Source organism: Lentzea sp. NPDC092896, assembly GCF_044754905.1.
Classification (GTDB): Bacteria; Actinomycetota; Actinomycetes; order Mycobacteriales; family Pseudonocardiaceae; genus Lentzea.
The window spans coordinates 782540-804459 of sequence record NZ_JBIVPX010000003.1 but is presented as its reverse complement, the minus strand read 5'-3'; the positions used below and the strand labels follow the sequence as shown (position 1 = coordinate 804459).

Genomic DNA, 21920 nt, shown 5'->3' with positions numbered 1-21920 from the left:
CTGACTCGCGGATCATGCTGCGGCGTGATCCGCGCTGACGGCGCGGGTCCATAGCGTGCTGATCCATGCGGAACTTGTTGATCGGCATGGTCGTCGGGGCTGCCGCGATGGCTTCCATCGCACCGGCGCACGCGATCATCGGCGGGGAGACGGCGACCGAGAAGCACACTTGGATCGCCGATCTGGGGCACGACGACAACGGACACGGCTGCGGTGGCGGCCTGATCGCTTCGCAGTGGGTCGTGACCGCCGAACACTGCCTGTCGACGGTAGTGGTCGGCACGCCGATCCGGATCGGCTCGAACGACCGGCTGGAGGGCGGCACCGTCGTCGCCGTCGCGAGTGTGCACAAGGGCGACTACGGCGACATCGGCCTGATCAAGCTGAAGAACCCCGTGGTCGAGGCGCCGCTGACCGTCGGCCCGATGCCGGCGGCCGGACCGATCCGGCTACTGGGCTGGGGCATGGACGCGCAGTCGTCGCCGACGTCGCCGCGTGAGTTGAAGCAACTCGACACCGAGGTGCTCGGCCAGTGCGGCGGGGACGACGAGATCTGCGTGAAGCAGTCCGTCGACGCCGCCGCGTGCCACGGTGACTCCGGCACGCCCGCGCTCGTCGACGGCAAGGTCGTCGCGGTCACCAGCCGCGGTCCCATCGGCCCGTGCGGCAGCGAAGGCTGGACCGTCTACACCGCCGTGGCACCGCATCAGGCGTGGATCGACAGCACGATGACTAGTGCCCGTTGAGCGACTCCATCGTGTGCTGCACCGCAACGGCGTCGCGGTCGTCCGGACGGGCCTTGAGCCATCTCCTGAGCCACTCGACGCGGCGCTTGGCGGCCGCTGCCAGCGTCAACATGATGTAGGCGCGGCGTTCCCACTCGTGCGCCGACCGCATCGCGTCGGCGGCCGGTCGCCACTCGTCGCGGAGGGTGCCGACGAGTGCGCGCGCCAGCACCGGATCTTTCTCGGGATCGACCTGCAGGTCCCGCATTCCCCCACCCCCAGTGTCGCAGCGAAGCGACACTGTGAGTGTGCATGAAGGACCGTCCGGTTCGGCAAGCCTTACCCGGCCGCGTACCGCCAGAAATCACGCATGATCGTGGTCGGGCTGGGGCTCGTCATGGCCGTGCGGGTGAGCAGGACCGTGACCGTGCCTTGGGCCGGGACGACGTGCGCGGCCGTGCCGGAACCACCTACCCAGCCGTAGCGGCCGGGCGAGTTCCACGGGTCGATCTCGGCGATGTCGACGCTGCCGCCGATGCCCCAGCCCTGGCCCTCCAGGAAGATGTGCGCGGCCTCGCGTTCCTGCTCGGACGTCGTGTCGGTCGCCAGTCGCGGCAGCAGATCGCTGGTGAGCAGGAAGCGGTTGAAGGCCAGCAGGTCGTCCACAGTGGACTTCAGGCCGCCGGCGCCGGACGGGAAGACGTCACTGATGAAGCCCGTGCTCGTCATGCCGAGCGGTTCGTAGAAGCGGTCGGCCAGGTAACCGGGGAGCGAACCCGTGACGCGGTCGGCCAGCACGCCGAGCACGTCGTACCCGGTGTTGTAGAGCCACCCGTCGCCGGGCTGGTGCAGCAGCGGGACCTGGGCGAGCTGCTTGAGCCACTCGTCGGGGGACGGCAGGTCCGCGCGGCCGTGCAGATGTGCCTCTTCGAAGAGCTTGGCGGTGGCGGGCAACGAGAAGTCCGCCGTGAAGCCCCAGCCGGAGCGGGACGTCAGCAGGTGCCGGACGGTGATCGGCCCCGCCGCCGGGACGACGTCGGTGATCTCGCTGGCCGGCGTGCGCACGACCAGCGGGTTCGCCAGTTCCGGCAACCAGTTCGCGATCGGGTCGTCGAGCCCGATCCCGCCGTCGCGCACCAGGAGCGCCGCCGCCGTGGCGACGATCGGCTTGGTGATCGAGGCGATCGGGAAGACCGCCTCGCGGGACTCGCCGACCTCCGCGAACTCGACGGCGTCACCTCGGGCGATGACGGCGACCGAGGCCGGAACGGTGTCGCGGTGGGACTCGAGCAGCGTCTGCAGCGTCACCGTTCCAAGATAGCCGTGATGCCCTGACCTCCCGCGGCGCAAATGGACACGAACCCGCGTCCACTTCCCCTCTGCTGCAACAACTTCGCCAAAGTCGCCACGATTCGGGCACCGGTCGCGGCGAACGGGTGGCCTGCCGCGAGCGACGAGCCGTTGACGTTCAGCTTCGACCTGTCGATCTCGCCGAGTTCCTTCTCCCAGGCCTTCAACGTGGCGAGCACCTGCGACGCGAACGCCTCGTGCACCTCGTAGAAGTCGAAGTCCTGCAGCGTGAGGCCCGCCTTGTCGAGCATGCGCGGTGCGGCGTGCACGGGTGCCATGAGCAGGCCCTCGTCGCCGTGCACGTAGTCGACGGCGGCTGTTTCGGCGAACGTCAGGTAGGCGAGGACCGGAAGCTTGCGTTCGGCAGCCCATTCCTCGGTGGCGAGCAGGACCGCGGAGGCGCCGTCGGAGAGCGGGGTCGAGTTGCCGGCGGTCATCGTGTCGCCGAAGACCGGCTTGAGCTTGGCGAGCTTCTCGGCGCTGCTGTCCGGGCGGAGGTTCTGGTCGCGGGTCAGGCCCAGGTAAGGAGTGACCAGGTCGTCGAAGAAGCCCTCGTCGTAGGCGCGGGCGAGGTTCTGGTGACTGCGCGCGGTGAGCTCGTCCTGGTCCTCGCGCGTGATGCCGTACTGGGCGGCGGTGATGGCCGCGTGCTCTCCCATCGACATGCCGGTGCGCGGCTCGCCGTTGCGGGGCAGGTGCGGGACGACGTGGCTGGGGCGCAGCTTGGTCAGCAGGCCGACCTTGCGGGTGCGGTTGAACTCCAGCAGGAGCTTGCGGAAGTTCTCGTTCACGCCGATCGGCGCGTCGCTGGTGGTGTCGACGCCGCCCGCGATGCCCGCCTCGATCTGGCCGAGCGCGATCTTGTTCGCGACGGCGATGATCGCCTGCAGACCGGTGCCGCACGCCTGTTGGAGGTCGTACGCAGGGGTTTCGGGACTGAGTTTGCTGCCGAGTACCGACTCGCGGACGAGGTTGAAGTCGCGTGAGTGCTTCAGCACGGCACCGGCGACCACCTCGCCGAGGCGTACGCCCTGCAGGCCGAAGCGGCTGACCAGGCCGTCCAGCACCGCCGTGAACATGTCCTGGTTCGACGCGGTGGCGTACGGGCCGTTCGAGCGGGCGAACGGGATGCGGTTGCCGCCGATGATCGCTACTCGCATGCCGTCATACTACCTACTAGCGGGTAGACTTACTAGCGAGTAGGTTGTGCGACGTGGACAGGTACCAGAAGTTCGCGACGTCGGGGCTGGGTCGCCAGCTCGTGCGCAGGCTCGGCCTGCCGAACCCGTATCCGCTCCGCCGTGACGCTGCTCTGGCGACACCGGTTCTGGTCGGTGGCACTACTCGGCTGCCCTTTCTGAAGCAGTTGGAAACAGGCCAGGCCCCCTACGGCGCGCTGGTGTTCGACGCGTCGGAGATCGGTTCGGTCGGCGACCTGCGGCAGCTGCACGACTTCTTCCACCCGGCGATCACACAGCTCGGGCCGTGCGGGCGGGTCGTCGTGATCGGACGGTCGCCGGACTCCATCGCACAACGAGCGCTCGAAGGGTTCGTGCGATCAGTCGGCAAGGAGCTGCGCCGCGGCGGCACGGCCAACCTCGTCCACGTGGCAGACGGCGCCGAGGACGGAGTGGAGTCGACGCTGCGGTTCCTGCTGTCCGGACGGTCGGCGTACGTGTCCGGGCAGGTCGTCCACGTGTCCGGGAACTCGCCCGCAGGCACGTTGGACGGCAAGGTCGCGCTGGTCACGGGCGCTTCCCGGGGCATCGGCGAGGCGATCGCCACGGCTCTGGGACGCGATGGCGCGCACGTGGTCTGCCTCGACGTGCCCGCCGCCGGGGACGAACTGTCGAAGGTCGCGAACGCCGTCGGCGGGTCGGCGTTGCAGCTCGACATCACCGGCGATCCCGCGCGGCTGACCTCGTACCTGCTGGAGCGGCACGGTGGCGTCGACGTCGTCGTGCACAACGCGGGCATCACCCGCGACAAGTCGTTGGCGCGCATGGATTCCTCGCTGTGGGACTCGGTGCTGGAGGTCAACCTCGCCTGCCAGGAACGGATCAACGAAGCACTGCTGGACGGCGACGTGCTGCGCACTGGCGGGCGGATCGTCGGGGTGTCGTCGATCGCCGGCATCGCGGGCAACGTCGGCCAGACCAACTACGCCACGTCGAAGGCCGGTGTGATCGGGATGGTCCAGACGCTGGCCCCCGTGCTGGCTGCTCGCGGCGCCACGATCAACGCCGTGGCCCCCGGTTTCATCGAGACGAAGATGACCGCGGCGGTGCCGTTCGCGACGCGCGAGGTCGGGCGGCGGATGAACAGCCTGTCGCAGGGCGGGTTGCCGGCCGACGTCGCGGAGACCGTGGCGTGGTTCGCGTCGCCGGGTTCCGGTGGTGTCAACGGGAACGTCGTGCGGGTGTGCGGCCAGATGCTGCTGGGGGCCTGATGTTGCTGCGTGCCGCTCTCACGTCGTTCCGGCGTGGGGAAACCCTTGCCGCGGAACCGGTTTCGGCTTCTATGGACGTGTCGCTGAAGCATCTGGCGGCGTACAACGCGGTGTGCGGGTTCGGGCTGCGTGACGCGTTGCCGCTGACGTACCCGCACGTGCTGGGCTTTCCCTTGCAGATGAAGCTGATGTCGGGCGCCGGGTTCCCGTTCCCGTTGCCGGGCCTCGTGCACGTCGCGAACCGGATCACGCAGTCGCGGCCGCTGACGTTGGACGAGCAGCTGGAGATCACGGTGTCCGCGCGCGATCTGCGGCCGCATCCGCAGGGCACGCAGGTCGACGTGGTGACGTCGGTTTCCGGTGTCTGGGAAGGGGTTTCGACCTACCTGCGGCGCTCCGGTGGCTCGTCCGGTTCCGGTGAGGAGCTGGAACGGCCGGTCGGGTCGGCGGTATGGCGGGTGCCCGCGGACATCGGGCGGCGTTACGGCGCGGCGTCCGGCGACCGCAACCCGATCCACCTCTACCCGTTGAGCGCCAAGCTCTTCGGCTTCAAGCGGGCGATCGCGCACGGGATGTGGACGAAGGCGCGCTGCCTGGCCGCGCTCGAGGGGCGGCTTCCCGAGGCCGTGACGGTGGCCGTCCGGTTCAAGAAGCCGCTGCTCATCCCCGGTCGTGTCGAGTTCTCGGCGGCCGAGGGCGCGGACGGCTGGGAGTTCGCCGTGTGGGGCAAGGGGCCCCACCTGGTCGGTTCAGCGGCGTGACGGTGGATGCCAGACGTTGCCGTCGACGAGGTCGCCGAAGCCCATCCAGACGAGGTTCATGAGGCGTGCCGCGACGACGCCGGCGGGTTCCTCCGGGTGATCCAGCCACCAGTCGGCGAGCGACTCGCCGGCCCCGACCAGCGCGGCGGCCAGCGACTCGGCCTCCAGCTTGGTCGCCGGTGCCTTCGTGGACTGGGTGAGCAGCGCCGCGACCAGTGAGACCGCGCGGCCGCGCATGTCCGTGAGCTCGACCGCGAATGGCCCGCCCTGGGTGGACGCCTGCCGGTGCAGCACCTGCCAGCTCGCCCGGTTCTCGCCAACGAACCCGAAGAACGCCCGCAGGCCGCTCCACAGCTGCACGTCGGGTTCCTGGTCGGGCTCGACGCCCGTCGCGATGGCCTCCATCATGCGGGTGGCCTCACGCCGGATGCAGGTCGCGAACAGTTCCTCCTTGGAGCCGAGGTAGGCGTAGAGCATCGGCTTGGAGATGCCCGCGACCTCGGAGATCTCGTCCATCGACGCCGAGTGGAAGCCGAGGCGTGAGAACACGTCGACGGCGGCATCCATGATCTGCCGCTCACGCACGGCGCGTGGCAAGCGCTTGGCTCGACCTTCTGTGCGCATCATTACCCCTCGGTTCGGAGCAGCAAGATTATCCGATCGGCTTGCCGCTCTATCTACTGGTGAGTAGTCTTACTCGCGAGTAGGTACCAGGAGGTGTGTCCATGACGCTCGACCTCACCACCGAGGCGATCGCGAAGCTCAGCCCGGCCGAGCTGATCAGCACGTTGCAGCAGATCACGCCGGACGACCCGGCGCTGGCCGATGTGAACATCGACGTCATCGCCCGCGGCATCGACCCGAAGAAGCTGGGTCGCGAAGACTTCGCCGCGTTGCTGAACGCCCTGGGCGCGCTGGCCGACGGCGGCGCGGACCTCGACCTGTCGAAGATGGACCCGTCCAACTTCGCCCGCATCATCTCGCGCGCCTCGAAGGACCAGATCGAGGCCGTCGTCGCCGACCCCGCTCTGCGCGTGCGCGTGCTGGACGAGGTGTTCCGCCGCATGGAGGTCCACTTCCGTTCGGACCGGGCGGGCTCCACTCGTGCCGTCGTGCACTTCCACGTGCTGGAAGACGTCTACGAGGCCATCATCGAAGACGCGCAGTGCACGATCAACAAGGGCGTGACGCGCGAGGCCCGTGCCATTGTGACGCTGACGCCCGCCGACTTCCTGAAGCTCGCGACCGGCAACGCGTCCGCGCCCGTGCTGTTCATGACGGGCAAGCTGAAGGTCAAGGGCGACCTGGGGTTCGCGGCCGGGTTCATGAGCCTGTTCAACATCCCGAAGGCTTAGGAGACTTCTTGTGGGTGGCTTCTCGCTCGAGCTGAACGAAGACCAGACGGACCTGCGCGACTGGGTCCACGGCTTCGCTCGCGACGTGATCAGGCCGGCGGCCTCCGAGTGGGACGAGCGCGAGGAGACACCGTGGCCGGTGATCCAGGAGGCGGCGAAGATCGGCCTCTACGGCTTCGAATCCCTCGCGACCTGGTTCGCGGACCCGATCGGCCTGTCGCTGCCGATCGCGACCGAGGAACTCTTCTGGGGCGACGCCGGCATCGCACTGGCGTTGATGGGCACCGGCCTCGCCGTCGCGGGAATCTTCGCGGGCGGCGAGCCCGAGCAGCTGGCCGAGTGGGTGCCGGAGTGCTTCGGCGACGAGTCGGACCCGAAGCTGGCCGCCTTCTGCGCCTCCGAACCCCAGGCGGGCTCTGACGTAGCCGGGTACCGGACCCGCGCGCGCTACGACGAGGCCACCGACGAGTGGGTGCTCAACGGTCAAAAGGCATGGGCCACCAACGGCGGCATCGCGAACGTGCACGTGGTCACCGCCGTCGTCGACCCCGCGCTGGGTTCTCGTGGCCAGGCCGGTTTCATCGTCCCGCCCGGCACGCCCGGCCTGTCGTCCCCCGGCAAGATCAAGAAGCACGGCATGCGCGCCTCGCACACGGCCGACGTGTTCCTCGACGACGTGCGCGTCCCAGGTCGCTGCGTCCTGGGCGGCCGGGAACGACTGGAGGCGCGGCTCGCCCGTGCCCGCGAAGGCCTGAAGGCAGGCGGCCAGGCGGCGATGGCCACGTTCGAGACGACGCGTCCGACCGTGGGCGCGATGGCGGTCGGTGTCGCACGTGCCGCCTACGAGTACGCGCTCGACTACGCGAAGGACCGCGAGGCGTTCGGGCGCAAGATCATCGAGAACCAGTCGATCGCGTTCGACCTCGCGAACATGCGGATGGAGATCGACGCGTCACGGCTGCTGGTGTGGCGGGCGGCGTGGATGGGGCGCAACAACGTGCCGTTCACCGCCGGCGAGGGGTCGATGTCGAAGCTCAAGGCGTCCGAGGTGTCGGTGTGGGCCACCGAGCGGGCGATCCACATCCTCGGTGGGGCCGGGTACACGCGGGAGCACCCGGTCGAGCGGATGCATCGCGACGCCAAGATCTTCACCATCTTCGAAGGAACGAGCGAGATCCAGCGACTTGTGGTGTCCCGCATGATTTCTGGGATGCAGATCAAGTGAGCTGACCTCCTCAGGCCGTCCTCAGGCCGTCTGAGCGGACGGGGTCTTGCGAGGCTTGAAGACCCCGTCCACCGCAGCCCGTGCGCGCTGGTGGCTGGACGGCAGCAGGTGCGTGTAAGTCCTGAGCGTGAAGCCGGGGTCCGCGTGGCCCAGGAACTCCGCCAACTCCTTCACGGACACCCCGAGCGCGAGCAGGATCGACGCGAACAGGTGCCGCATCGCGTGCATGCCGTCCTGCCAACTCGTGTAGGTCAGCCCAGCGCGCTTGAAGGCCGGCATCCACATGACCTTGTTGAACAGGTCTCCGCCGTAGGGGTCACCGTTCTCCTTGGCGATGAGCAGGTTCACGGTCACGAGCGGCCCACTCGGGTCACCCCACGGCAGCGTCACCGGAACCGTGGGGAACACCTCTAGGTGATCGTCGATCTGTTCGAGCACGCCCGTCGCGATCGGTGTCTGACGCTCCTTGCCCCGCTTCGGAAGCGAGAACACCAGCTGCCGGTTGATCACCCTGATCTGGCGACACACGTTGATCATCATCTCGTCACGGTCGATGTCATCGGGGGAGAAGCCAAGGATCTCGCCCTGCCGCATTCCGCAGCCAACACCAAGCGGCACAACGGGTTTGCACCGTGGCGGCAGCGCGAGCTGGAGTGACTTCGCGCGGGACTCAGCCCACGGAATGACCTTGCGCGGCGCACGCTTCGGTCGCTTCACGCTCTTGGCGTTGCACGGGTTCCGGTGAATCCGCTTGTCGTCCACCGCCGAGTTCAAGATGGACGACAGGGTCTCGAACAGCACCGCCTGATAGGTCTGGCTCAAGCCCTGTTCGTTCATCTCGCCGAGCCAGTCACGGATCACCTGCGGGTTGATCGCAACCAAGGACCGCTTCCGGAAGAACGGATAGATCTGGCTGTTCAGCCGGCTTTTGACCGTCTGGCGCGTCGCAGCGTCGTTCGAGTAGCCCTTCAGCCAACTCTCGGCCTGGACTGGAAACAGGATCTTCCCGGCGTTGGGGTCGATGTACTTGCCCTCACGCTTGTCCGACTCCATCTCAATGAGGAAGTCGTCAGCCTTCTTCTTCTGGCGATCCGGAAAGCTCTTGGAGCGCTCGACACCGTCCGGGTCGATGTACCGGACCTTGTAGCGCAGGCCATTCCCGTGCAAGGAGGTCTTGACCCTGGTGACCTCCTTCGTCTCCTGGTCCTGAACCTCCTTCCACCAGCGATCTTGCACGTGTCCCATGACAGACCTCTCCTCTGATTCGAATTGCCGAAACTTCTAGGCGGCGTCGGATTCCAGGCCGTCGAACCACTGGCGGACCTTGGCCGGGTCCCAACGCAGGTGCTTACCGACCCGTCGAGCAGGCGGGCCGTAGTTCTTGGTGCGCCAACCGCGAATCGTGTGCACGGGCACCCCGAGAAAGGCCGAGAGGTCTTCAACGCCCCAAAGCCGATCGAATGCTTCCCCGCTCATCACCGCTCCCCCTTCGGTGTGTCAGGCCGCTGTTGCCGAAAGATCTGGCGGCTCAGCCGCAAGCAGCGCCCGGTCGTACTCGGCCTTCCACGTCACGCGTTGAGCGATCGCATGCATGAGCAGATGCGCCCGTGGCGGCACGTTCGGGTCACCAGGCCGGACCTTGTGCCAGACGTGCCGGGCCGGGTCCTTCTCCGGCTTCTCGATCCCCACGGCCTTGAGCGCTTGGAGGACGAACCGCTTCCGGTCGGCCTTGTGGTCCGTGAGCGTCTTCCCCGACCACTTGCGAGACACCAGAACCCGCCGCCCCGGTAGCCCGAGCGTGGCCCTGCGGTGAGCGCGCCCCTTGCACCGTCCAGGGCTCATGCGGGAGTTCGCGCCGCGAGGCTGGACGCCGTAGAGGAGCCAGTTCGCGCAGCGGTCCGAGCAGGGCGTGACAGCCAGTTCGTCGGCCAGGCGGTCCGCGTGCCGGCGTTGGCGTTCGGTGTCCTGCTCGACCACTTCACCGATGGATTTCGTGAGGTACTTCGTCAGGTAGCCGATGTGTCGTCCGGCTTCTTCAGAGCCGCCGAGGATGCCCTTGGAGTGCACCTGTCGCCCGAACTTCGCGACGTGCGCCGGTTCCTCGACCTCCGCGTCCTCCCAGGTGGTCAAGGCCCTTCGGGTGTCCGGGTCGACGAACGCCTTGACGTCGAAGTCCCAGACCGGCAGCTGGTCTACGTAGACGCGTTCGTCGTGGTTGGGCCACCACACTTGGTGGTAGGTCGCCGCCGTGACCAGGCGAATGACCTCGTGGGGGATCGAGCCGCGGAGTGCTGCGTGCAGGTGTGGAGCAGCGCGTTTCTGGGGCTCGACCGTGGCGAAGTACTGCACGTCCCAGCCAGCGACCCGCCGCAGGTTCTGCCACCACCGGTCAACGAGGGACGCGAAGTGCACGGCATCCCGTGCGGCACGGCGGTAGTCGTAGCTGTCCGGGTCTACGGGCGTGCCGTCGTCGCGAACCTTGCCGTAGGTGTCGAGGGTGAGAGTCACGAACATCGAGGGACGGAAGGCTCCCGCGAACTCCCGTCCCACCGTCCGCTTCTCCACGCGCCGCCGAGGCAGGTCCGGCGCATCCTGCCGACGCTTCGTCGAGCGCTTCACGGGCCGCTTGCCGGGGTCGTCCGGCGAGGGCAGCCGGCCACGGACGCCGAGTTGCCGAAGTTCTTCGTCGACGCTGTGGATCTCCTCCCGCAGCTCGTCCGCCTCAGCCGAGTTGCCTTCCTCCTTGAAGGCCTTCATGAGGTCAGCGCGGTACTCCAGCAGCTCTGTCTGGTCCTTTGTGGGCGGTTCCGGGGTGAAGTCGGGCTCCACCTCCATGTGCCAGCCTTCGCGGCACTGAGCCATCCTCAAGGCCTTGGCCTTCTTGGCGCAGGGCTTGCAGACACTCTCGATCGTCGAGCCGCACGGCACCGCGACGTAGCGGACTTCGTATGACTCGTGGTCTTCGACTTCCATCGTGAACGGCCGGACGCACACGCCGTGCTGTTCAGCGGCAGCCTTGGTGACGTCGAACGCGGCAGGCTGCCTCATCCGTTCCGCGCGGGTCTGGCCTGCAACATCGCCGGGAAACGTAGTGAGGTTTGTGGTCATGCCGCCTCCCTATGGTCACTTGCTGCTGGGAAGTCGTGGACGGTCGCCGGGGCGAGGAACAGGCCGAGCTCGACCAGGTCCGCGTCTGTCACGTGGAAGGCCCGAGCTCGATCCGGTTCGCGCTGCCCGTCCTCCTTCAGCCAGGCGACACCGGGCGTGTTCTCGCTGATCTCGTGAGCCGCCGCACCGCGTTGCCTGACGCCGTCGCCCAGGACCATGTCCACCTGAATCGGCTCGTCGAGACGCAGCGCCACACGGGTCGTGAACAGGTGCCGGAAGCTCACGATCTCCTTGCGCGGGTCCTGCACCAGGGCCACCGTCGCGACACCGGGAGCGCGTCCCTGCGAGCTGATCGTCTGGACCGCACGAGATGCACGCTCCCGGAGCTGTTTGTCCTGCTGGTAGGCGATCAGGTCCGCCAGCTCGTCCACCACCAGGACCGTGAACGGCTCACCAGCGCTACGCGTCCACAGCCGACGAACGCCCCGGTACCTCGAAGCGCGAGCCTTGACCTCCGCCGCGATCTCTTCCAGCAGCTCGACCGCGTCCGGCCCGTTGTCGTAGACGACTTTGTCGAAGGCGTCCGGACACTGGCCCAGCTCCATGCCGCCCTTGGGATCGATGCCGACGAGACGAACCAGGCCGGCACGAATCGCGGGGGCGAGCTGCCAGACGATCGACCAGAGCACCGAGCCCTTGCCCGCACCAGGCACGCCGACCACGAGGACCTGTGAGCCGAGGAGCTTCAGCCGCCACGGCCGACCGGTCTCCGTGACCCCGATGACCAGCCGCTTCAGATCAACGTCAGCCGAGTCGTCGAGCCGAGGAACGGCTACCGGCCGGGCGAGCGGGTCAGCGTGGATGAAGTCGAGCTCAAGCAGCCGAGGCTTCAACACCCGCACCCGGCAGGACCGAGCGTTGAAGGAGTGCGCCAGGTTGTCCCGACGCGCTTCCCACTGCTCTGGAGACTGCGCCGGGATCATCCGCACCCGGACCTTGTCCCGCCAGCCCTCAGCTCGGACGCGACGCAGCTCAGGCAGGTACTCCTTACGCCGGTGCTCCTTGGTCAGATCAGCCAGCCGCATGACCGTGCGCCACTTCGGCACGTAGACCGTGGCCCGCCGCCACTCAGTGACCGCGCGGTACCAGCAGTGCCGCAGAAAAGACGACTGGTGAAGCCCGAACCAGGTCAGCAGCGCAGCAACGAGCGTGAGCAGCGCCAGGACGAGCGGAGAGAGCCCGAACTCCCGATAGGCCACGAGCCCGGCGACGGCCAGGCCGGCCACGACCGGGTACCGCACGACAACGAGCACCAGGCGGACGCCGAGCCATATGGCGAACCCCGCCAGCACGAACGGTGCCGCAACAACCTTCGCCCACCGAGGAAGCCAGATCCACCAAGGAACACGCGGCCGAGCACCCTCGAACGGAGCCGGATCAACCCACTTCGTCCCGCTCATGCCGCACCGCCCAGGCACGAGACGCAGCGGAACACCATGCCCGTACTAGGGATGAACCCCACAGGCTTGAATGCGCTCAACCCGTTGCCGCACAAGCGCTTACACGTCAGGCACTCGAACCCTTCCGCCTGAGCCTGGGTGAGTTCGAGGCTGACCAGCTCCCCACCGTCGACCATCACCGTGTAGGTGTCGACCGTCTGCAAACGCTCCACCATCGCAGCGAAGCGATCCTGTCGACTTGACGCACCCCAGGTGCGCACAGATACCCTATGCATGACTCGAATCTCCTTGTGTCCCAACGATTTCAGGGTCGTTCGAGTCGGTGTACGTCGCCGGGAACAGTCAAGGCCCGCCAAGACTTTGGACTGTTTCCGCGCGACACACACCAACGCTGTTTGTTCAGTTGTGGATCAGCTCTGACCGAGCTTCTTCGCGAGCGCCCTGCACCAGGAGCAGAGCGGCCGTTTCTCCGTCTTCCGGAACCACCCGCCACCCAGACACCGCGAGCAGTTCCGGTACTCCATCCGAACCCGCCCGGTCACCGGGTGCTTCGCGGTCAGGTTCATGCGGTACATCAACCGAGCCAGCAGGCGAGGCCTCACCGGCACCACCGCCTAACGCGGCTAGATGTGCGGAAGCCCGCAACAGCACCGGCCACAGTCACACCGGCAGGCGTCGAGGACCGGGCCGAAACCCAACGCCTTGCGCACCGACAACCCGAGCGGCACCGCCATCACGTGCAGCAGCTCGAAGTTCGCCCGGATCAGCCACCGCGACGACCGCAGCCCGTCCGGCGAGACCCAGTACCGCCAAGGCCGTTCCTGCTCCGGCCAGAACGGAACCCGTTGCACCAACCCGCAGCGGCGCAACCGCTCCATCCGCCGGTAGACGGTCCACAGCGGTTGCCGAAGAAACTCGGCAAGCTTCGGCACGGTCCACAAGCTCCACGGATCGTCGAGCAGGGCCACCAGCATCAGCTGAACCTGCACGTCGTCCGCGAACTCACCGAGCACCGCGTCAGACAGCTGAAGTTCGTCGAGCATGGCTAACCCCACTCAGTCAGTGGCCCAGGCGTGTTGCCAACCCAGCCAGCACCCTTGGACGGTTCGAGCACCGCAGCCAACAGGCCGGCGTGCTGCGACAGCGTCCGCAGGAACGCCGCCAACTGCTCCCGACCGTCAGGCCCGTCCGGCACATGGATAGCGATCTGCGCCGGATCGAGGTTCAGCCGCAGGCAATGTTCCGCAGCGGCCGAGTCCGGCCACGCCACGATGTCCGCCGACGCCGCAGGACCAGGCGAGATCATGAGCTTCAACATCACGACTCCTCCCCAGAACGGGACTGTTCAAGCCGCGCGCGACGCTCGAACTCCTCAGCGGCGATGGAGCAGGCGTGACGAGCCCACAGCGGCACCGCCAGATCAGCGGCCAAGATCCGCCACGCCTCCGCCACCGCGGAGTAGCCCAGAGCCAGACGAAGAAGTGCCTGCTTGTCGCCCGTACGGGACGCCGCGAACAGGGCCGCCGTCTGCTCCGCATACGCGGTGTTCCACCGGGCGACCGCCTCACGCGACGGCCGCGCCACTGTTAGGCCGCCGACTTCTGATCGGTCTGACCCTGCTGACCCGCAGGCTTGTTCTCACGCTTGGGCGGAGCCCCGACCTGAGGCGCGCTGATACCCGTGGCCCGGATCGTGAAGCCCTGATACTTGAACCGGTCCCCCATGACGCGCGGCTCGACCGTCAGTCCCTCGAACGCGACGGGCCGCACCTCCACGCCGGGCATGACCTGCACGGCCTGAGGCGGGACAGGCTGGACATCCGCGAGCACCGTGATCGTGACCGACGCGTCCCGCTCCTTCTCGGCCGACGGGTCGGTGACGACGACCTTCCACTGACGCTTGCCGGACCGCTCGTCGACCTTCTGCTTGGCCTGCCTACCGCGCGCCTTGTCCTCGTTGCTCATGTACTCCATGTCCGGAGCGACCACACCGACCATCAGCGCGCCCTGCGGAAAGACCTGGTCAAACGACGCATCGAAGCGAGTGCCGTACGGAACCGCCATGACTCCAACCTCCCTAGCCTCGCTAGGCCGTCTGTACGACCTAGCCAAGTCAGAATCTAGCTAGGTTGTCTAGCCAGGTCAAGCAACTTGGCGTTTTCGCAGGTTGAGCTAGCTCTCTAGGCGGGCTAGACAAGCCGCCTAACCTGGGTGTCTCACGTCCCCTCACAATCCGAGAGACGCGAGACACCCAGAGGAAGAGGCAGACATGGCGCTGGACCCGGACGACCCGCGTCCGCCATACATGCAGGTGGCGAACGCCCTACGGGCAGCGATCCTCACGAAGGTCTTCAAGGCCGGCGACAAGCTGCCTTCACGCGCCGAACTGGCGAAGAAGTACGAAGTCGCGCCAATGACAGTGCAGAACGCACTACGCGAACTGCGCGATGAAGGCCTGATCGTCTCCCGACAGGGCAGCGGCGTCTTCGTCCGCGAGCGAACCGAGCGCCCGGTTGGACTCCGCCCGCACATCGAGCGGGCGTTCGAAGCCGAGCACGTCTCCATCGACTTCGCCGGCTTCTCCGGCGAGACGCTGCAAGGCGTCATGCAGGAGCCGCTGGACAAGATCCGGATCGGCCGACTGACACCCGCCTCGATCAACATCCGGATGCTCGTCCCAGACACGTCTCAGCCGTGGGCGATCCCGTGCCAGGTCGAGGACTTGCAGGACAGTCCGGGCTTCCGCAAGCGCATGGACGAGATCATGCGCCGCCACACCCTCGCAATCGTCGACAACGTCCAGGAACTGGGAGACCTCGGCCTAGTCAAGGACGTCTCCGTCGAGATCAAGGTCCACCGCGCCGCACCGCTGTTCAAGCTCTACCTACTCAACAACGAGGAAGCTTTCTTCGGCTTCTATCCAGTCCGGGAGCATGTGATCCGCTTCGAAGGCGACCCGAAGCCGATCTACGACCTAGTAGGCAAAGAAGCCATCCTCTTCCATCACAGCGTCACAGATGACGACACCAGCACTGGAAGTCAGTACGTCGAGCAAGCGCGTATGTGGTTCGACTCCATGTGGACCACCGTCTCGATGGAGTATCAGCGATGAGTGTAAACCGGACAGCTATCAACGACATCCAGGTATTGCGCTCCATATTTGCCGACACGGACGCGATACTGCTGGACTTCGACGGTCCAGTTTGCTCGGTTTTTGCAGGATTTCCCGCACCAATAGTTGCGGAACAACTTCGCGATACGCTCAGCCATAGCTGGCAGCATGCTATTACCACTGAGGCTAAAAATAGTGGTGACCCATTTGATATTCTAAGTTTCGCCGCCACCATCGGAGATGACGAGGCGCGGTACATCGAGGCAGCCCTCAGAGCACATGAGGTCGAGGCAATATCGACTGCCACTCCTACGGCAGGAGCACACGAATTCATCCGTCGATGCCATGACTTTGGCCGCAAACTTGCGATCGTCAGCAACAACAGCACCGCCGCAGTCGAAGTCTACCTTCATCTTCACGAACTCGCAAAATATGTTGATGTGATATCTGCGCGCGCAGACTCCAACCTGGATCTTTTGAAACCAAGCGGCTTCCTACTTCATCAAGCAGCCACCAGAATTGGCGTGGATGTCACGCGTTGCGCACTCATTGGAGATTCGGTAACGGACATACGCGCCGCAAAGACTGCCTCCGCCTTCTCTATTGGTTATGCCAATAAGGCTGGCAAGATCGAGCTTTTCACTGCAGAACACCCAAACTTGATCATTACCGACATGACAACACTGAGAACGGCAATTTCCACCAATGGCCGTAGCACTGATAGCAACCACTAAGAAAGGTGCACTACTGCAGCTCGAATTAGCCGCGCGATATTATCTACGACTTCCGAACCGTTTCCTTTAGCGACGCAGGGCAAAGCTCATGCACGTGGACGCCACTGGCGAGCAGAGGGCCAGACGACTCGCTCCAGTCTGAGTCAACGCAGTTGACTATCGGTGCCCCCTGTCCATCCGATAGGACAGTCGCAATGAACTTCTTATCCGACGGATCAAACTTAGCAAGAGCCGCTGGCACTTCAGCGTAAGAACCATTTCCATCGGCGGTTATACGCACTTGATGGACTCGACTTGCATCAGCCTGAGACCGATGCAGATGCATGAAAAAGTGATCGCCCACACCAGGCTGACCGTGAAAATTGCAGTACCGCTTATACTCCTCAAAGATCTCATACCCGTCATCAATTAGAACAACACAATCAGACTCTGCGACTTCAAGAAACTCAATAGCCGCCAGTTCGCACTCATCGCTTGCCTGAGGCGACTTGCCGTTCGCCACTATTAGCACATTGGTGTCGATCGCCGCTCTCTGCGGAAGCTTCATGAGTTTCGCTCCCGGATTGCTCTCCTGCGCGCAGCCTTGTTCATCGCCGCAGCTTCACCGAACGCGTTGCCAAAGAAGTCATCTGGCCAGTTAGTGATGTTTCCGTACTGATCGAGGGCAAGCTGCTCGATCTCAGATCCATTCTCTCCCGGTTGACAGAAGTAGAACTTGCAGTCTTCTGGCTCAAGCGAGTAGCCGGGTCCAACTTCTCTTTCTGCCAAGCGGCGCTGAAGTCGCATGAGAAGATGCTCTGAGTGGCTTTCGAGAACGATCTGCAGATTTCGAACTTTGGCCGCTTCGATAATAATATCCGCAAGGCCACTCTGCACTGCCGGATGCAGGTGAATTTCAGGCTGCTCCAACAGAACAATCGATCCCTGAGGAATATAAGCAAGCAGAACAAGAATCGGGAGTACTTGACTTACACCGAATCCGACATCGGTTAGCATTACCTCTGGACTGTTTGGCGTACGCTTCACGGCAACTTGATAAATTGTGCCTCGTGTGTCGATCGGCTTCACGTCGAACGAGGAGATTAGTCCGAGCTCCTGGAGCCATTCCGCCACGTGCTGCTCGACCGACATAAGCTTTGTGCGCCGAACGCCATCGCTGCGATGAATCAAGCCGCGAGCGTTATCCTTCTTTCCTTCCGACTGTGAGGCAATTAGGGCTTGAACGGCGTACTCGCCACGCTTTCCGACATCAGCAGGGTGACCACCTCCCCAAGTATATGTACGTTCTGGATCTTGCCTGAGCGGCCCTAGGTAGTAAATCCTGCGGCATAGCTTCTCAAACTGGAGTTCTAGATCCGAAAGGAACGCCGCGTTTTGATAGTAGGCTCGCACCTGGTCAGGGAAGCTATAGAACTTCCCGGGAGGCGGAAGTGGCCAAGCGCGCCCTTGCACTCGGATGAACTTATAGTTGTCCGCCTCTAGCGAGTACTCATTTTTGGGACCTCGATTCATGCAAAAAACTTTGTCGCCGAGGCCATACTCTACATACTGAACAACAGGAGTCTGACGCACCACTGATACCTCAACAGCCAAGTGCAAGTCTCGATCCTCGGCGATTGGCGGCTGATCTTCCTTGTCTGTATTTTGAATTTGAAATGGCTCGTCTTCTTGCCAGTCCATCGAAATGCCAAGCGTTCGATTTTCATCATGCGAGAAGATCAGATCATGGAAGGTCCCCAGATTAACCAGAGCACTAGTGGTGCTCCCCAGATCAAAGACGCGTCCTCGATCTGCCGACTCTGCAGTTTGTTTAAGAAGCAACAAACTCTGCAGGAAGCTCGTCTTGCCGGAAGAGTTGCTGCCAAAGAACGCTGTAATCGGACCAAAGGAGACATCGTCCGTATTCTCCCAGGCCTTAAAGTTCTGGAGCGACAGGCTGGTGATCACCAGTCAATCCTTTCGGGAGGTTGAGAGCGAGAGCCTCGCTTGATCGTGCTGTACAGGCTAGCTTCTCGAACCCCTGTCAGCTCGCAACGCGCGTGACCTATACCGAGGCCTACCAGAGGCTAAGTGCTGCCGAACTTGGCTCTATGGGATCAAGGCGCGCCGCCAACGGCGGCGCGCTGTGCCCGCCCCCTTGGCACCGTGTCCACATCCATCCCGGCACGCCAGGCTTCGCTTCGCTCCGCCTGTCGGCCGGGCGGCGCGGCACGGCCGACCGGTCGGCAGCACCACCGCCGGCGGCGCGCAGGACCAAGCTCCCAGCCAGCACCGTCCAGGCCGATCGCGCGCATGGTCACCCTGACCGAGCTGGGCACGGCGATCGACGCCCGTCGACGCTCCGCGCCAACGGCCAACGCGCTATTGCGGTCGACAGCGTCTCTATGGTTTCCACATGATCGAGCGCGGGGACATCGCGTCTGTACTCGTCCAGTTCTTGGAAGATCGAGATGGACGAGCATTGGTGCGGCTGCCCAACGGCTCCAAAACGAGCCTTCCCTACGAGTGCCTGGATCTGGTCGTTCGGAGCGATGACCTGCCTGCGCCAGTCACCACGGATGCGCTCCGCTCGGGTCCTCTGCTTGCTCCCTATCGCGGGCAAAGCGCCAGCGAGGATCACCACCCCGACACGCCATGAACAGCCACGGCCAGCAGAGTCGCGTCAAGGCGGGGAAACGTGCCTTGACCCGCCACCACTGACCGCGAGATCAGCTTCGTGTCGGGGTGATGCCCGAGGTGTGGGTAGCCCAGAGCCAGGCCGTGTCCAGGCCGTCGAAGGTCTGAAAGGGTCGATCAACGACGACAAACGACGACCCGGAACACGCAGGTCAGCCGCGATTCTCCCTCAGCAGAGCCAGATCAGCCGGAACCCCGCGCAAGATCTTCACCATCTTCGAGGGGACTTCGGAGATCCAGCGACTGGTGGTGTCCCGCATGATCTCGGGCATTCAGATCAAGTGAGCCGTGCCTGAGCGTGATTGAGGAGTAACACCGCGTCCCGCTACGCCGATCAGCCCAGTAGGTCGGCGTTAGGGGGATCGTGGTGCTCCCGAATGTGTTCCTGATGGCCGCCGCGGTCCTGGCCGGGGCCGCGGGCAGTGCCTACGTGGTGACGGTCGTGGACCGTCCTCAACCGGTCGTCGTCAGTCATGTGGTGCGCGTCGTTGACGCGGAGACGGTCGAGGTGCGCGAAGGCGACCGCACGACGGCCGTGAAACTCGTGAACGTTGCCGCGCCCGCGGCAGGCGAGTGTCTGCACGCGGAAGCGCAGGATCTGCTCACCCAACTGCTGCCGGAAGGCACGCAGGTGACCGTGACGCGGGAAGGGCCGTTCGTTGCTCTGTCCACACAGGACGGAAGGCTGGTCAACTCCGCGTTGATCGGTGAAGGGCTCGCGGTGCCCACCGTGAACGGCATCCGGTTTCTCGACCAGGCCAAGGAAGCGAACAACAGCGCCGTCGAGAAGCGGAAGGGGCTGCATTCGCCGGACGTGCCGTGCACGTTGCCCGGGCAGGTCAAGGCGATCACGGAGGCCGCGGCCGTGGTCGAGGCGCAGCCGCTCAAGGGCAGCAGGGCCGAGTTGACGGTGGCCGCGGACACGGCGAAGACCGCCATCGGGCTGGTGGATCAGCTGGCCAAGCCCGGTGGGCTGACGTGGGACGCGGTGGCGCCGGTGGATCAGACTGTGTTGCTGGCGAAGGTGACCAAGGTGGTGCCGACGTTGTACCGCAAGGAGGCCGAGTTGCGGAACGTCGTCAAAGGGCTGAAGTGAGGTGGCCCGCCGTTCCCCTGAACCGGCGGGCCACTCGCGCAAGCATCGGGGTTCCCGGTTATGGCCCGGTAAACAGCCTGGTGGCCCTAGGGTTCTGACGCATGAGGTTGTTGCCGCCGCAATGGGCCGCGTTCGTGGTGCTTCTCGTCGATGCCGTCGTGGTCCTGTTCGCGTTGGTGACCGGCCATGCGTTGTTGCCGCGGGCCGCGAACGTCTTGCTGACGGTGATCTCCATAGCCGTCATGTTCGGGACGCTGCTGTGGTCCAAGGGCGGGTTCGGCTACGACAGCTTCGGGTCGATGTGGAAGCTGCTGCGCAGGACGTTGCCGGTGTGGTTGGTCGTGGCGGCGACGATCGCGTTCTGGGGTGGGGTCTTCCTCTTCGCCTACCCGCTGCTGACCGAACCCGACATCGGGAGTCTCGACGAGGCGGCGAACCAGCGCGGGTGGGTGGGCCTCGCCGCCGCGTTCGCCGCGGGCTCGCTCTTCTACGCCGGGATCGGCCGGCGCGCTGCTGACTCGCGTTAGAGCGGGAGTGTCAGGATCGCGCCGATGCGCTTGAGCTCGCGGCGGTGCACTGCCAGCAGCACCACGTCGGACGGGCGGCGGAAGCGCAGCACCACGAAGTTCGGGTGGGGCGCGTCGTGGTCGGTGATCTGCTCCACGCGGCCTTCGGCGTCGCTGAAGACGATCTGCTCGGCCCAGATGAGCTTGGTGGGGCCGAAGAACAGTTCGCCCTCCTGCCACTCGCCGTCCAGGAAGACGTCGCCGTCGCCGCGTGAGTGGTCTTCTTCTCCGCTGGGCCCGAAGGCCTCCGCGAAGACTCCCCCGAGAATCTCCAAAAGCACGGACATGAACGAACCCCCTTCGTTGTCACGGAAACGAGCTGGGCGCCCAGCTGGTTCCCGCGATCTCGGAGGTCTAGCCGAACGGCTGGCCGGCTTCGCGCAGCCAGGCGCGTTCACGTGAGTGGTCCGGCATGGCGGGCCAGCCGTTGATCCTCGCGATCAGGACCCAGTACCGCTCGGCACGCGGGTCCGCGAAGTCGGAGAGTTCGCGCAGCCGCTCGACGAGGCGTTCGTCGTTCGGCAGGTTCAGCGCTTCCGCCCAGTTGGCGTTCACGCGGTCCACGACCGTGCGGGCCTCGGCGGACTCCGGCGCGATGCCCGCGTCGAGAGCCTCGCGGGCCTGGGCGATCGCGAAGGTGAACGCCTCCATCTGGCCCTCGGCCGGCGGCCCCATGTCCGCGCCTGCCCTGCGCTGTTCCTCGTGCTGCTGGGACATGCGCTTGACCGACGCGCGGAAGTCCGGGTCCTGCACGAGCTTCGCGAGCTCGACCCAGGCTTCCAGTTGTTCGGTCGACGGGTCGTCCGGTAGCTCGATCCGCACGGAACGCATGTGCTGCTCGAACTGCGGGTCCAGCTCGTAGGGCCCGAACACCTCCTCGAAGAAGTCGTCGAGGATGCGCTGGCGCTCCTCGTCCGACATGCGTGCCAACTCGTTCATCAGTTCCATCTCCCCTCCCTTGGCGACGGCGCGCAGGACGGCACGGCGCAGCCGCAACGTCCTCATCTGCGCGTCGATCGCATCCGCATGGGTGCGCGCCACGTCGGTCATCGAGACCTCGCGGGCGAGAATCCGTCCGGCGGTCGGCAGATCCACACCCAGGTCGCGAAGGGTGCGGACGAGCTTGAGCTTGGCGACCGCCTCACCGTCGTACGTCCGGTAGCCGCCGACCGTTCTGGAGGTGGGCGGGATGAGGCCCTGGTCGGAGTAGAACCGGATCGTCCTGACGGTGAGGCCGGTCATCCTGGCCAGCTCGCCGATCTGGTAGCGCGTCACGGGGACAACTGTGCAGTCTCCAGTGACTG

The 21920-nt window shown here is 65.3% G+C and carries 27 protein-coding genes; 10 read left to right on the top strand and 17 right to left on the bottom strand.

Translation table 11 applies throughout. The features are described from left to right. Positions 1-65: 65 nt before the first annotated feature. Positions 66-746: a S1 family peptidase gene (locus ACIQF0_RS19685; protein WP_401031118.1), complete on the top strand. Its 681-nt coding sequence runs from the start codon at positions 66-68 to the stop codon at positions 744-746. On the opposite strand, the gene ACIQF0_RS19680 is transcribed toward ACIQF0_RS19685, so the two are convergent. From ACIQF0_RS19680 to ACIQF0_RS19670, 3 genes are all read right to left on the bottom strand, one after another. After that, positions 733-993 (bottom strand): hypothetical protein, encoded by a 261-nt coding sequence (locus ACIQF0_RS19680; protein WP_401031116.1) that lies wholly within the window; start codon positions 991-993, stop codon positions 733-735. The two genes, ACIQF0_RS19685 and ACIQF0_RS19680, sit on opposite strands and share 14 nt — an antisense overlap. A 71-nt stretch (positions 994-1064) precedes the next feature. Further along, positions 1065-2033, bottom strand: a complete 969-nt coding sequence (locus tag ACIQF0_RS19675; RefSeq protein WP_401031114.1) for a serine hydrolase domain-containing protein — start codon at positions 2031-2033, stop codon at positions 1065-1067. Continuing rightward, entirely contained in the window at positions 2030-3235 is a 1206-nt protein-coding gene (locus tag ACIQF0_RS19670; RefSeq protein WP_401031112.1) for an acetyl-CoA C-acetyltransferase, read from the bottom strand. The genes ACIQF0_RS19675 and ACIQF0_RS19670 overlap by 4 nt, the downstream gene beginning before the upstream one ends. 53 nt (positions 3236-3288) lie before the next feature. On the opposite strand from ACIQF0_RS19670, the gene ACIQF0_RS19665 reads away from it, so the two are divergent. Further along, positions 3289-4524 carry a 3-oxoacyl-ACP reductase gene (locus ACIQF0_RS19665; protein ID WP_401031110.1) on the top strand — a complete coding sequence of 412 codons (1236 nt, stop codon included), beginning with the start codon at positions 3289-3291 and terminating at the stop codon, positions 4522-4524. Next, complete coding sequence (locus ACIQF0_RS19660) at positions 4524-5285, top strand: MaoC family dehydratase (protein ID WP_401031108.1); 762 nt, start codon at positions 4524-4526, stop codon at positions 5283-5285. The genes ACIQF0_RS19665 and ACIQF0_RS19660 overlap by 1 nt, the downstream gene beginning before the upstream one ends. On the opposite strand, the gene ACIQF0_RS19655 is transcribed toward ACIQF0_RS19660, so the two are convergent. Next, positions 5274-5912 carry a TetR/AcrR family transcriptional regulator gene (locus ACIQF0_RS19655; RefSeq protein ID WP_093595411.1) on the bottom strand — a complete coding sequence of 213 codons (639 nt, stop codon included), beginning with the start codon at positions 5910-5912 and terminating at the stop codon, positions 5274-5276. The genes ACIQF0_RS19660 and ACIQF0_RS19655 overlap by 12 nt on opposite strands. A 98-nt stretch (positions 5913-6010) precedes the next feature. Between ACIQF0_RS19655 and ACIQF0_RS19650 the strand changes: the two genes are divergently transcribed. Together ACIQF0_RS19650 and ACIQF0_RS19645 are read left to right on the top strand one after the other, a co-directional pair. Then, positions 6011-6640 carry an SCP2 sterol-binding domain-containing protein gene (locus tag ACIQF0_RS19650; RefSeq protein ID WP_360040543.1) on the top strand — a complete coding sequence of 210 codons (630 nt, stop codon included), beginning with the start codon at positions 6011-6013 and terminating at the stop codon, positions 6638-6640. A gap of 10 nt (positions 6641-6650) precedes the next feature. Further along, positions 6651-7865: an acyl-CoA dehydrogenase family protein gene (locus tag ACIQF0_RS19645; RefSeq protein WP_319976485.1), complete on the top strand. Its 1215-nt coding sequence runs from the start codon at positions 6651-6653 to the stop codon at positions 7863-7865. Between the two features lie 21 nt (positions 7866-7886). Here ACIQF0_RS19645 and ACIQF0_RS19640 read toward each other — a convergent pair whose 3' ends face one another. The 9 genes from ACIQF0_RS19640 to ACIQF0_RS19600 form a co-directional block, all read right to left on the bottom strand. Continuing rightward, positions 7887-9110 carry a tyrosine-type recombinase/integrase gene (locus ACIQF0_RS19640; RefSeq protein WP_401031106.1) on the bottom strand — a complete coding sequence of 408 codons (1224 nt, stop codon included), beginning with the start codon at positions 9108-9110 and terminating at the stop codon, positions 7887-7889. Positions 9111-9146: 36 nt separating this feature from the next. Further along, a complete protein-coding gene (locus tag ACIQF0_RS19635) occupies positions 9147-9341 on the bottom strand; it encodes a helix-turn-helix domain-containing protein (RefSeq protein ID WP_355558292.1) in 195 nt (64 codons plus the stop codon). Positions 9342-9362: 21 nt separating this feature from the next. Beyond that, positions 9363-10973: a replication initiator gene (locus ACIQF0_RS19630; protein WP_401031103.1), complete on the bottom strand. Its 1611-nt coding sequence runs from the start codon at positions 10971-10973 to the stop codon at positions 9363-9365. After that, on the bottom strand, positions 10970-12433 hold the full coding sequence (locus tag ACIQF0_RS19625) for an FtsK/SpoIIIE domain-containing protein (protein WP_401031101.1): 1464 nt from the start codon (positions 12431-12433) through the stop codon (positions 10970-10972). The genes ACIQF0_RS19630 and ACIQF0_RS19625 overlap by 4 nt, the downstream gene beginning before the upstream one ends. Next, entirely contained in the window at positions 12430-12648 is a 219-nt protein-coding gene (locus tag ACIQF0_RS19620) for a hypothetical protein (protein WP_401031099.1), read from the bottom strand. The genes ACIQF0_RS19625 and ACIQF0_RS19620 overlap by 4 nt, the downstream gene beginning before the upstream one ends. 408 nt (positions 12649-13056) lie before the next feature. Beyond that, a complete protein-coding gene (locus tag ACIQF0_RS19615; protein ID WP_401031097.1) occupies positions 13057-13476 on the bottom strand; it encodes a hypothetical protein in 420 nt (139 codons plus the stop codon). A 2-nt stretch (positions 13477-13478) separates the two neighbouring features. Beyond that, positions 13479-13751: a hypothetical protein gene (locus ACIQF0_RS19610; protein WP_258946798.1), complete on the bottom strand. Its 273-nt coding sequence runs from the start codon at positions 13749-13751 to the stop codon at positions 13479-13481. Continuing rightward, entirely contained in the window at positions 13751-14017 is a 267-nt protein-coding gene (locus tag ACIQF0_RS19605) for a hypothetical protein (protein ID WP_090074554.1), read from the bottom strand. Before ACIQF0_RS19605 ends, ACIQF0_RS19610 begins: the two co-directional genes overlap by 1 nt. A 2-nt stretch (positions 14018-14019) precedes the next feature. Next, on the bottom strand, positions 14020-14496 hold the full coding sequence (locus tag ACIQF0_RS19600) for a hypothetical protein (protein ID WP_401031094.1): 477 nt from the start codon (positions 14494-14496) through the stop codon (positions 14020-14022). A gap of 205 nt (positions 14497-14701) precedes the next feature. Between ACIQF0_RS19600 and ACIQF0_RS19595 the strand changes: the two genes are divergently transcribed. Further along, the gene (locus tag ACIQF0_RS19595) at positions 14702-15544 is read left to right on the top strand and encodes a GntR family transcriptional regulator (RefSeq protein ID WP_401031092.1); all 843 of its coding nucleotides are present in this window, start codon (positions 14702-14704) and stop codon (positions 15542-15544) included. Beyond that, entirely contained in the window at positions 15541-16278 is a 738-nt protein-coding gene (locus tag ACIQF0_RS19590; RefSeq protein ID WP_401031090.1) for an HAD family hydrolase, read from the top strand. Before ACIQF0_RS19595 ends, ACIQF0_RS19590 begins: the two co-directional genes overlap by 4 nt. A 43-nt stretch (positions 16279-16321) precedes the next feature. Here the strand turns inward: ACIQF0_RS19590 and ACIQF0_RS19585 are convergent, their stop codons facing one another. Both ACIQF0_RS19585 and ACIQF0_RS19580 read right to left on the bottom strand, forming a co-directional pair. Then, positions 16322-16825 (bottom strand): hypothetical protein, encoded by a 504-nt coding sequence (locus ACIQF0_RS19585; protein ID WP_401031088.1) that lies wholly within the window; start codon positions 16823-16825, stop codon positions 16322-16324. After that, positions 16822-18225 (bottom strand): DUF3696 domain-containing protein, encoded by a 1404-nt coding sequence (locus tag ACIQF0_RS19580; RefSeq protein ID WP_401031086.1) that lies wholly within the window; start codon positions 18223-18225, stop codon positions 16822-16824. Before ACIQF0_RS19580 ends, ACIQF0_RS19585 begins: the two co-directional genes overlap by 4 nt. A 448-nt stretch (positions 18226-18673) precedes the next feature. Between ACIQF0_RS19580 and ACIQF0_RS19575 the strand changes: the two genes are divergently transcribed. The 3 genes from ACIQF0_RS19575 to ACIQF0_RS19565 all read left to right on the top strand — a co-directional run bounded on the left by ACIQF0_RS19575 (position 18674) and on the right by ACIQF0_RS19565 (position 20577). Continuing rightward, positions 18674-18916, top strand: a complete 243-nt coding sequence (locus tag ACIQF0_RS19575; RefSeq protein WP_401031084.1) for a hypothetical protein — start codon at positions 18674-18676, stop codon at positions 18914-18916. Positions 18917-19321: 405 nt separating this feature from the next. After that, positions 19322-20050 (top strand): thermonuclease family protein, encoded by a 729-nt coding sequence (locus tag ACIQF0_RS19570; RefSeq protein WP_401031082.1) that lies wholly within the window; start codon positions 19322-19324, stop codon positions 20048-20050. Between the two features lie 101 nt (positions 20051-20151). Continuing rightward, a complete protein-coding gene (locus tag ACIQF0_RS19565; RefSeq protein ID WP_401031080.1) occupies positions 20152-20577 on the top strand; it encodes a hypothetical protein in 426 nt (141 codons plus the stop codon). Here ACIQF0_RS19565 and ACIQF0_RS19560 read toward each other — a convergent pair. Both ACIQF0_RS19560 and ACIQF0_RS19555 read right to left on the bottom strand, forming a co-directional pair. Next, the gene (locus tag ACIQF0_RS19560) at positions 20574-20903 is read right to left on the bottom strand and encodes a hypothetical protein (RefSeq protein ID WP_401031078.1); all 330 of its coding nucleotides are present in this window, start codon (positions 20901-20903) and stop codon (positions 20574-20576) included. The two genes, ACIQF0_RS19565 and ACIQF0_RS19560, sit on opposite strands and share 4 nt — an antisense overlap. A gap of 67 nt (positions 20904-20970) precedes the next feature. Further along, positions 20971-21891, bottom strand: a complete 921-nt coding sequence (locus ACIQF0_RS19555) for a MerR family transcriptional regulator (RefSeq protein WP_401031076.1) — start codon at positions 21889-21891, stop codon at positions 20971-20973. Positions 21892-21920 lie beyond the last annotated feature (29 nt).

Coding starts and splice junctions, on each gene's coding strand:
- ACIQF0_RS19680 (WP_401031116.1), bottom strand. CDS start 993: ATGCGGGACCTGCAGGTCGATCCCGAGAAAGATCCGGTGCTGGCGCGC.
- ACIQF0_RS19615 (WP_401031097.1), bottom strand. CDS start 13,476: ATGCTCGACGAACTTCAGCTGTCTGACGCGGTGCTCGGTGAGTTCGCG.
- ACIQF0_RS19575 (WP_401031084.1), top strand. CDS start 18,674: ATGATCGAGCGCGGGGACATCGCGTCTGTACTCGTCCAGTTCTTGGAA.
- ACIQF0_RS19595 (WP_401031092.1), top strand. CDS start 14,702: ATGGCGCTGGACCCGGACGACCCGCGTCCGCCATACATGCAGGTGGCG.
- ACIQF0_RS19625 (WP_401031101.1), bottom strand. CDS start 12,433: ATGAGCGGGACGAAGTGGGTTGATCCGGCTCCGTTCGAGGGTGCTCGG.
- ACIQF0_RS19560 (WP_401031078.1), bottom strand. CDS start 20,903: ATGTCCGTGCTTTTGGAGATTCTCGGGGGAGTCTTCGCGGAGGCCTTC.
- ACIQF0_RS19660 (WP_401031108.1), top strand. CDS start 4,524: ATGTTGCTGCGTGCCGCTCTCACGTCGTTCCGGCGTGGGGAAACCCTT.
- ACIQF0_RS19620 (WP_401031099.1), bottom strand. CDS start 12,648: ATGGTGGAGCGTTTGCAGACGGTCGACACCTACACGGTGATGGTCGAC.
- ACIQF0_RS19630 (WP_401031103.1), bottom strand. CDS start 10,973: ATGACCACAAACCTCACTACGTTTCCCGGCGATGTTGCAGGCCAGACC.
- ACIQF0_RS19640 (WP_401031106.1), bottom strand. CDS start 9,110: ATGGGACACGTGCAAGATCGCTGGTGGAAGGAGGTTCAGGACCAGGAG.
- ACIQF0_RS19655 (WP_093595411.1), bottom strand. CDS start 5,912: ATGATGCGCACAGAAGGTCGAGCCAAGCGCTTGCCACGCGCCGTGCGT.
- ACIQF0_RS19565 (WP_401031080.1), top strand. CDS start 20,152: ATGAGGTTGTTGCCGCCGCAATGGGCCGCGTTCGTGGTGCTTCTCGTC.
- ACIQF0_RS19600 (WP_401031094.1), bottom strand. CDS start 14,496: ATGGCGGTTCCGTACGGCACTCGCTTCGATGCGTCGTTTGACCAGGTC.
- ACIQF0_RS19650 (WP_360040543.1), top strand. CDS start 6,011: ATGACGCTCGACCTCACCACCGAGGCGATCGCGAAGCTCAGCCCGGCC.
- ACIQF0_RS19670 (WP_401031112.1), bottom strand. CDS start 3,235: ATGCGAGTAGCGATCATCGGCGGCAACCGCATCCCGTTCGCCCGCTCG.
- ACIQF0_RS19685 (WP_401031118.1), top strand. CDS start 66: ATGCGGAACTTGTTGATCGGCATGGTCGTCGGGGCTGCCGCGATGGCT.
- ACIQF0_RS19610 (WP_258946798.1), bottom strand. CDS start 13,751: ATGTTGAAGCTCATGATCTCGCCTGGTCCTGCGGCGTCGGCGGACATC.
- ACIQF0_RS19585 (WP_401031088.1), bottom strand. CDS start 16,825: ATGAAGCTTCCGCAGAGAGCGGCGATCGACACCAATGTGCTAATAGTG.
- ACIQF0_RS19590 (WP_401031090.1), top strand. CDS start 15,541: ATGAGTGTAAACCGGACAGCTATCAACGACATCCAGGTATTGCGCTCC.
- ACIQF0_RS19635 (WP_355558292.1), bottom strand. CDS start 9,341: ATGAGCGGGGAAGCATTCGATCGGCTTTGGGGCGTTGAAGACCTCTCG.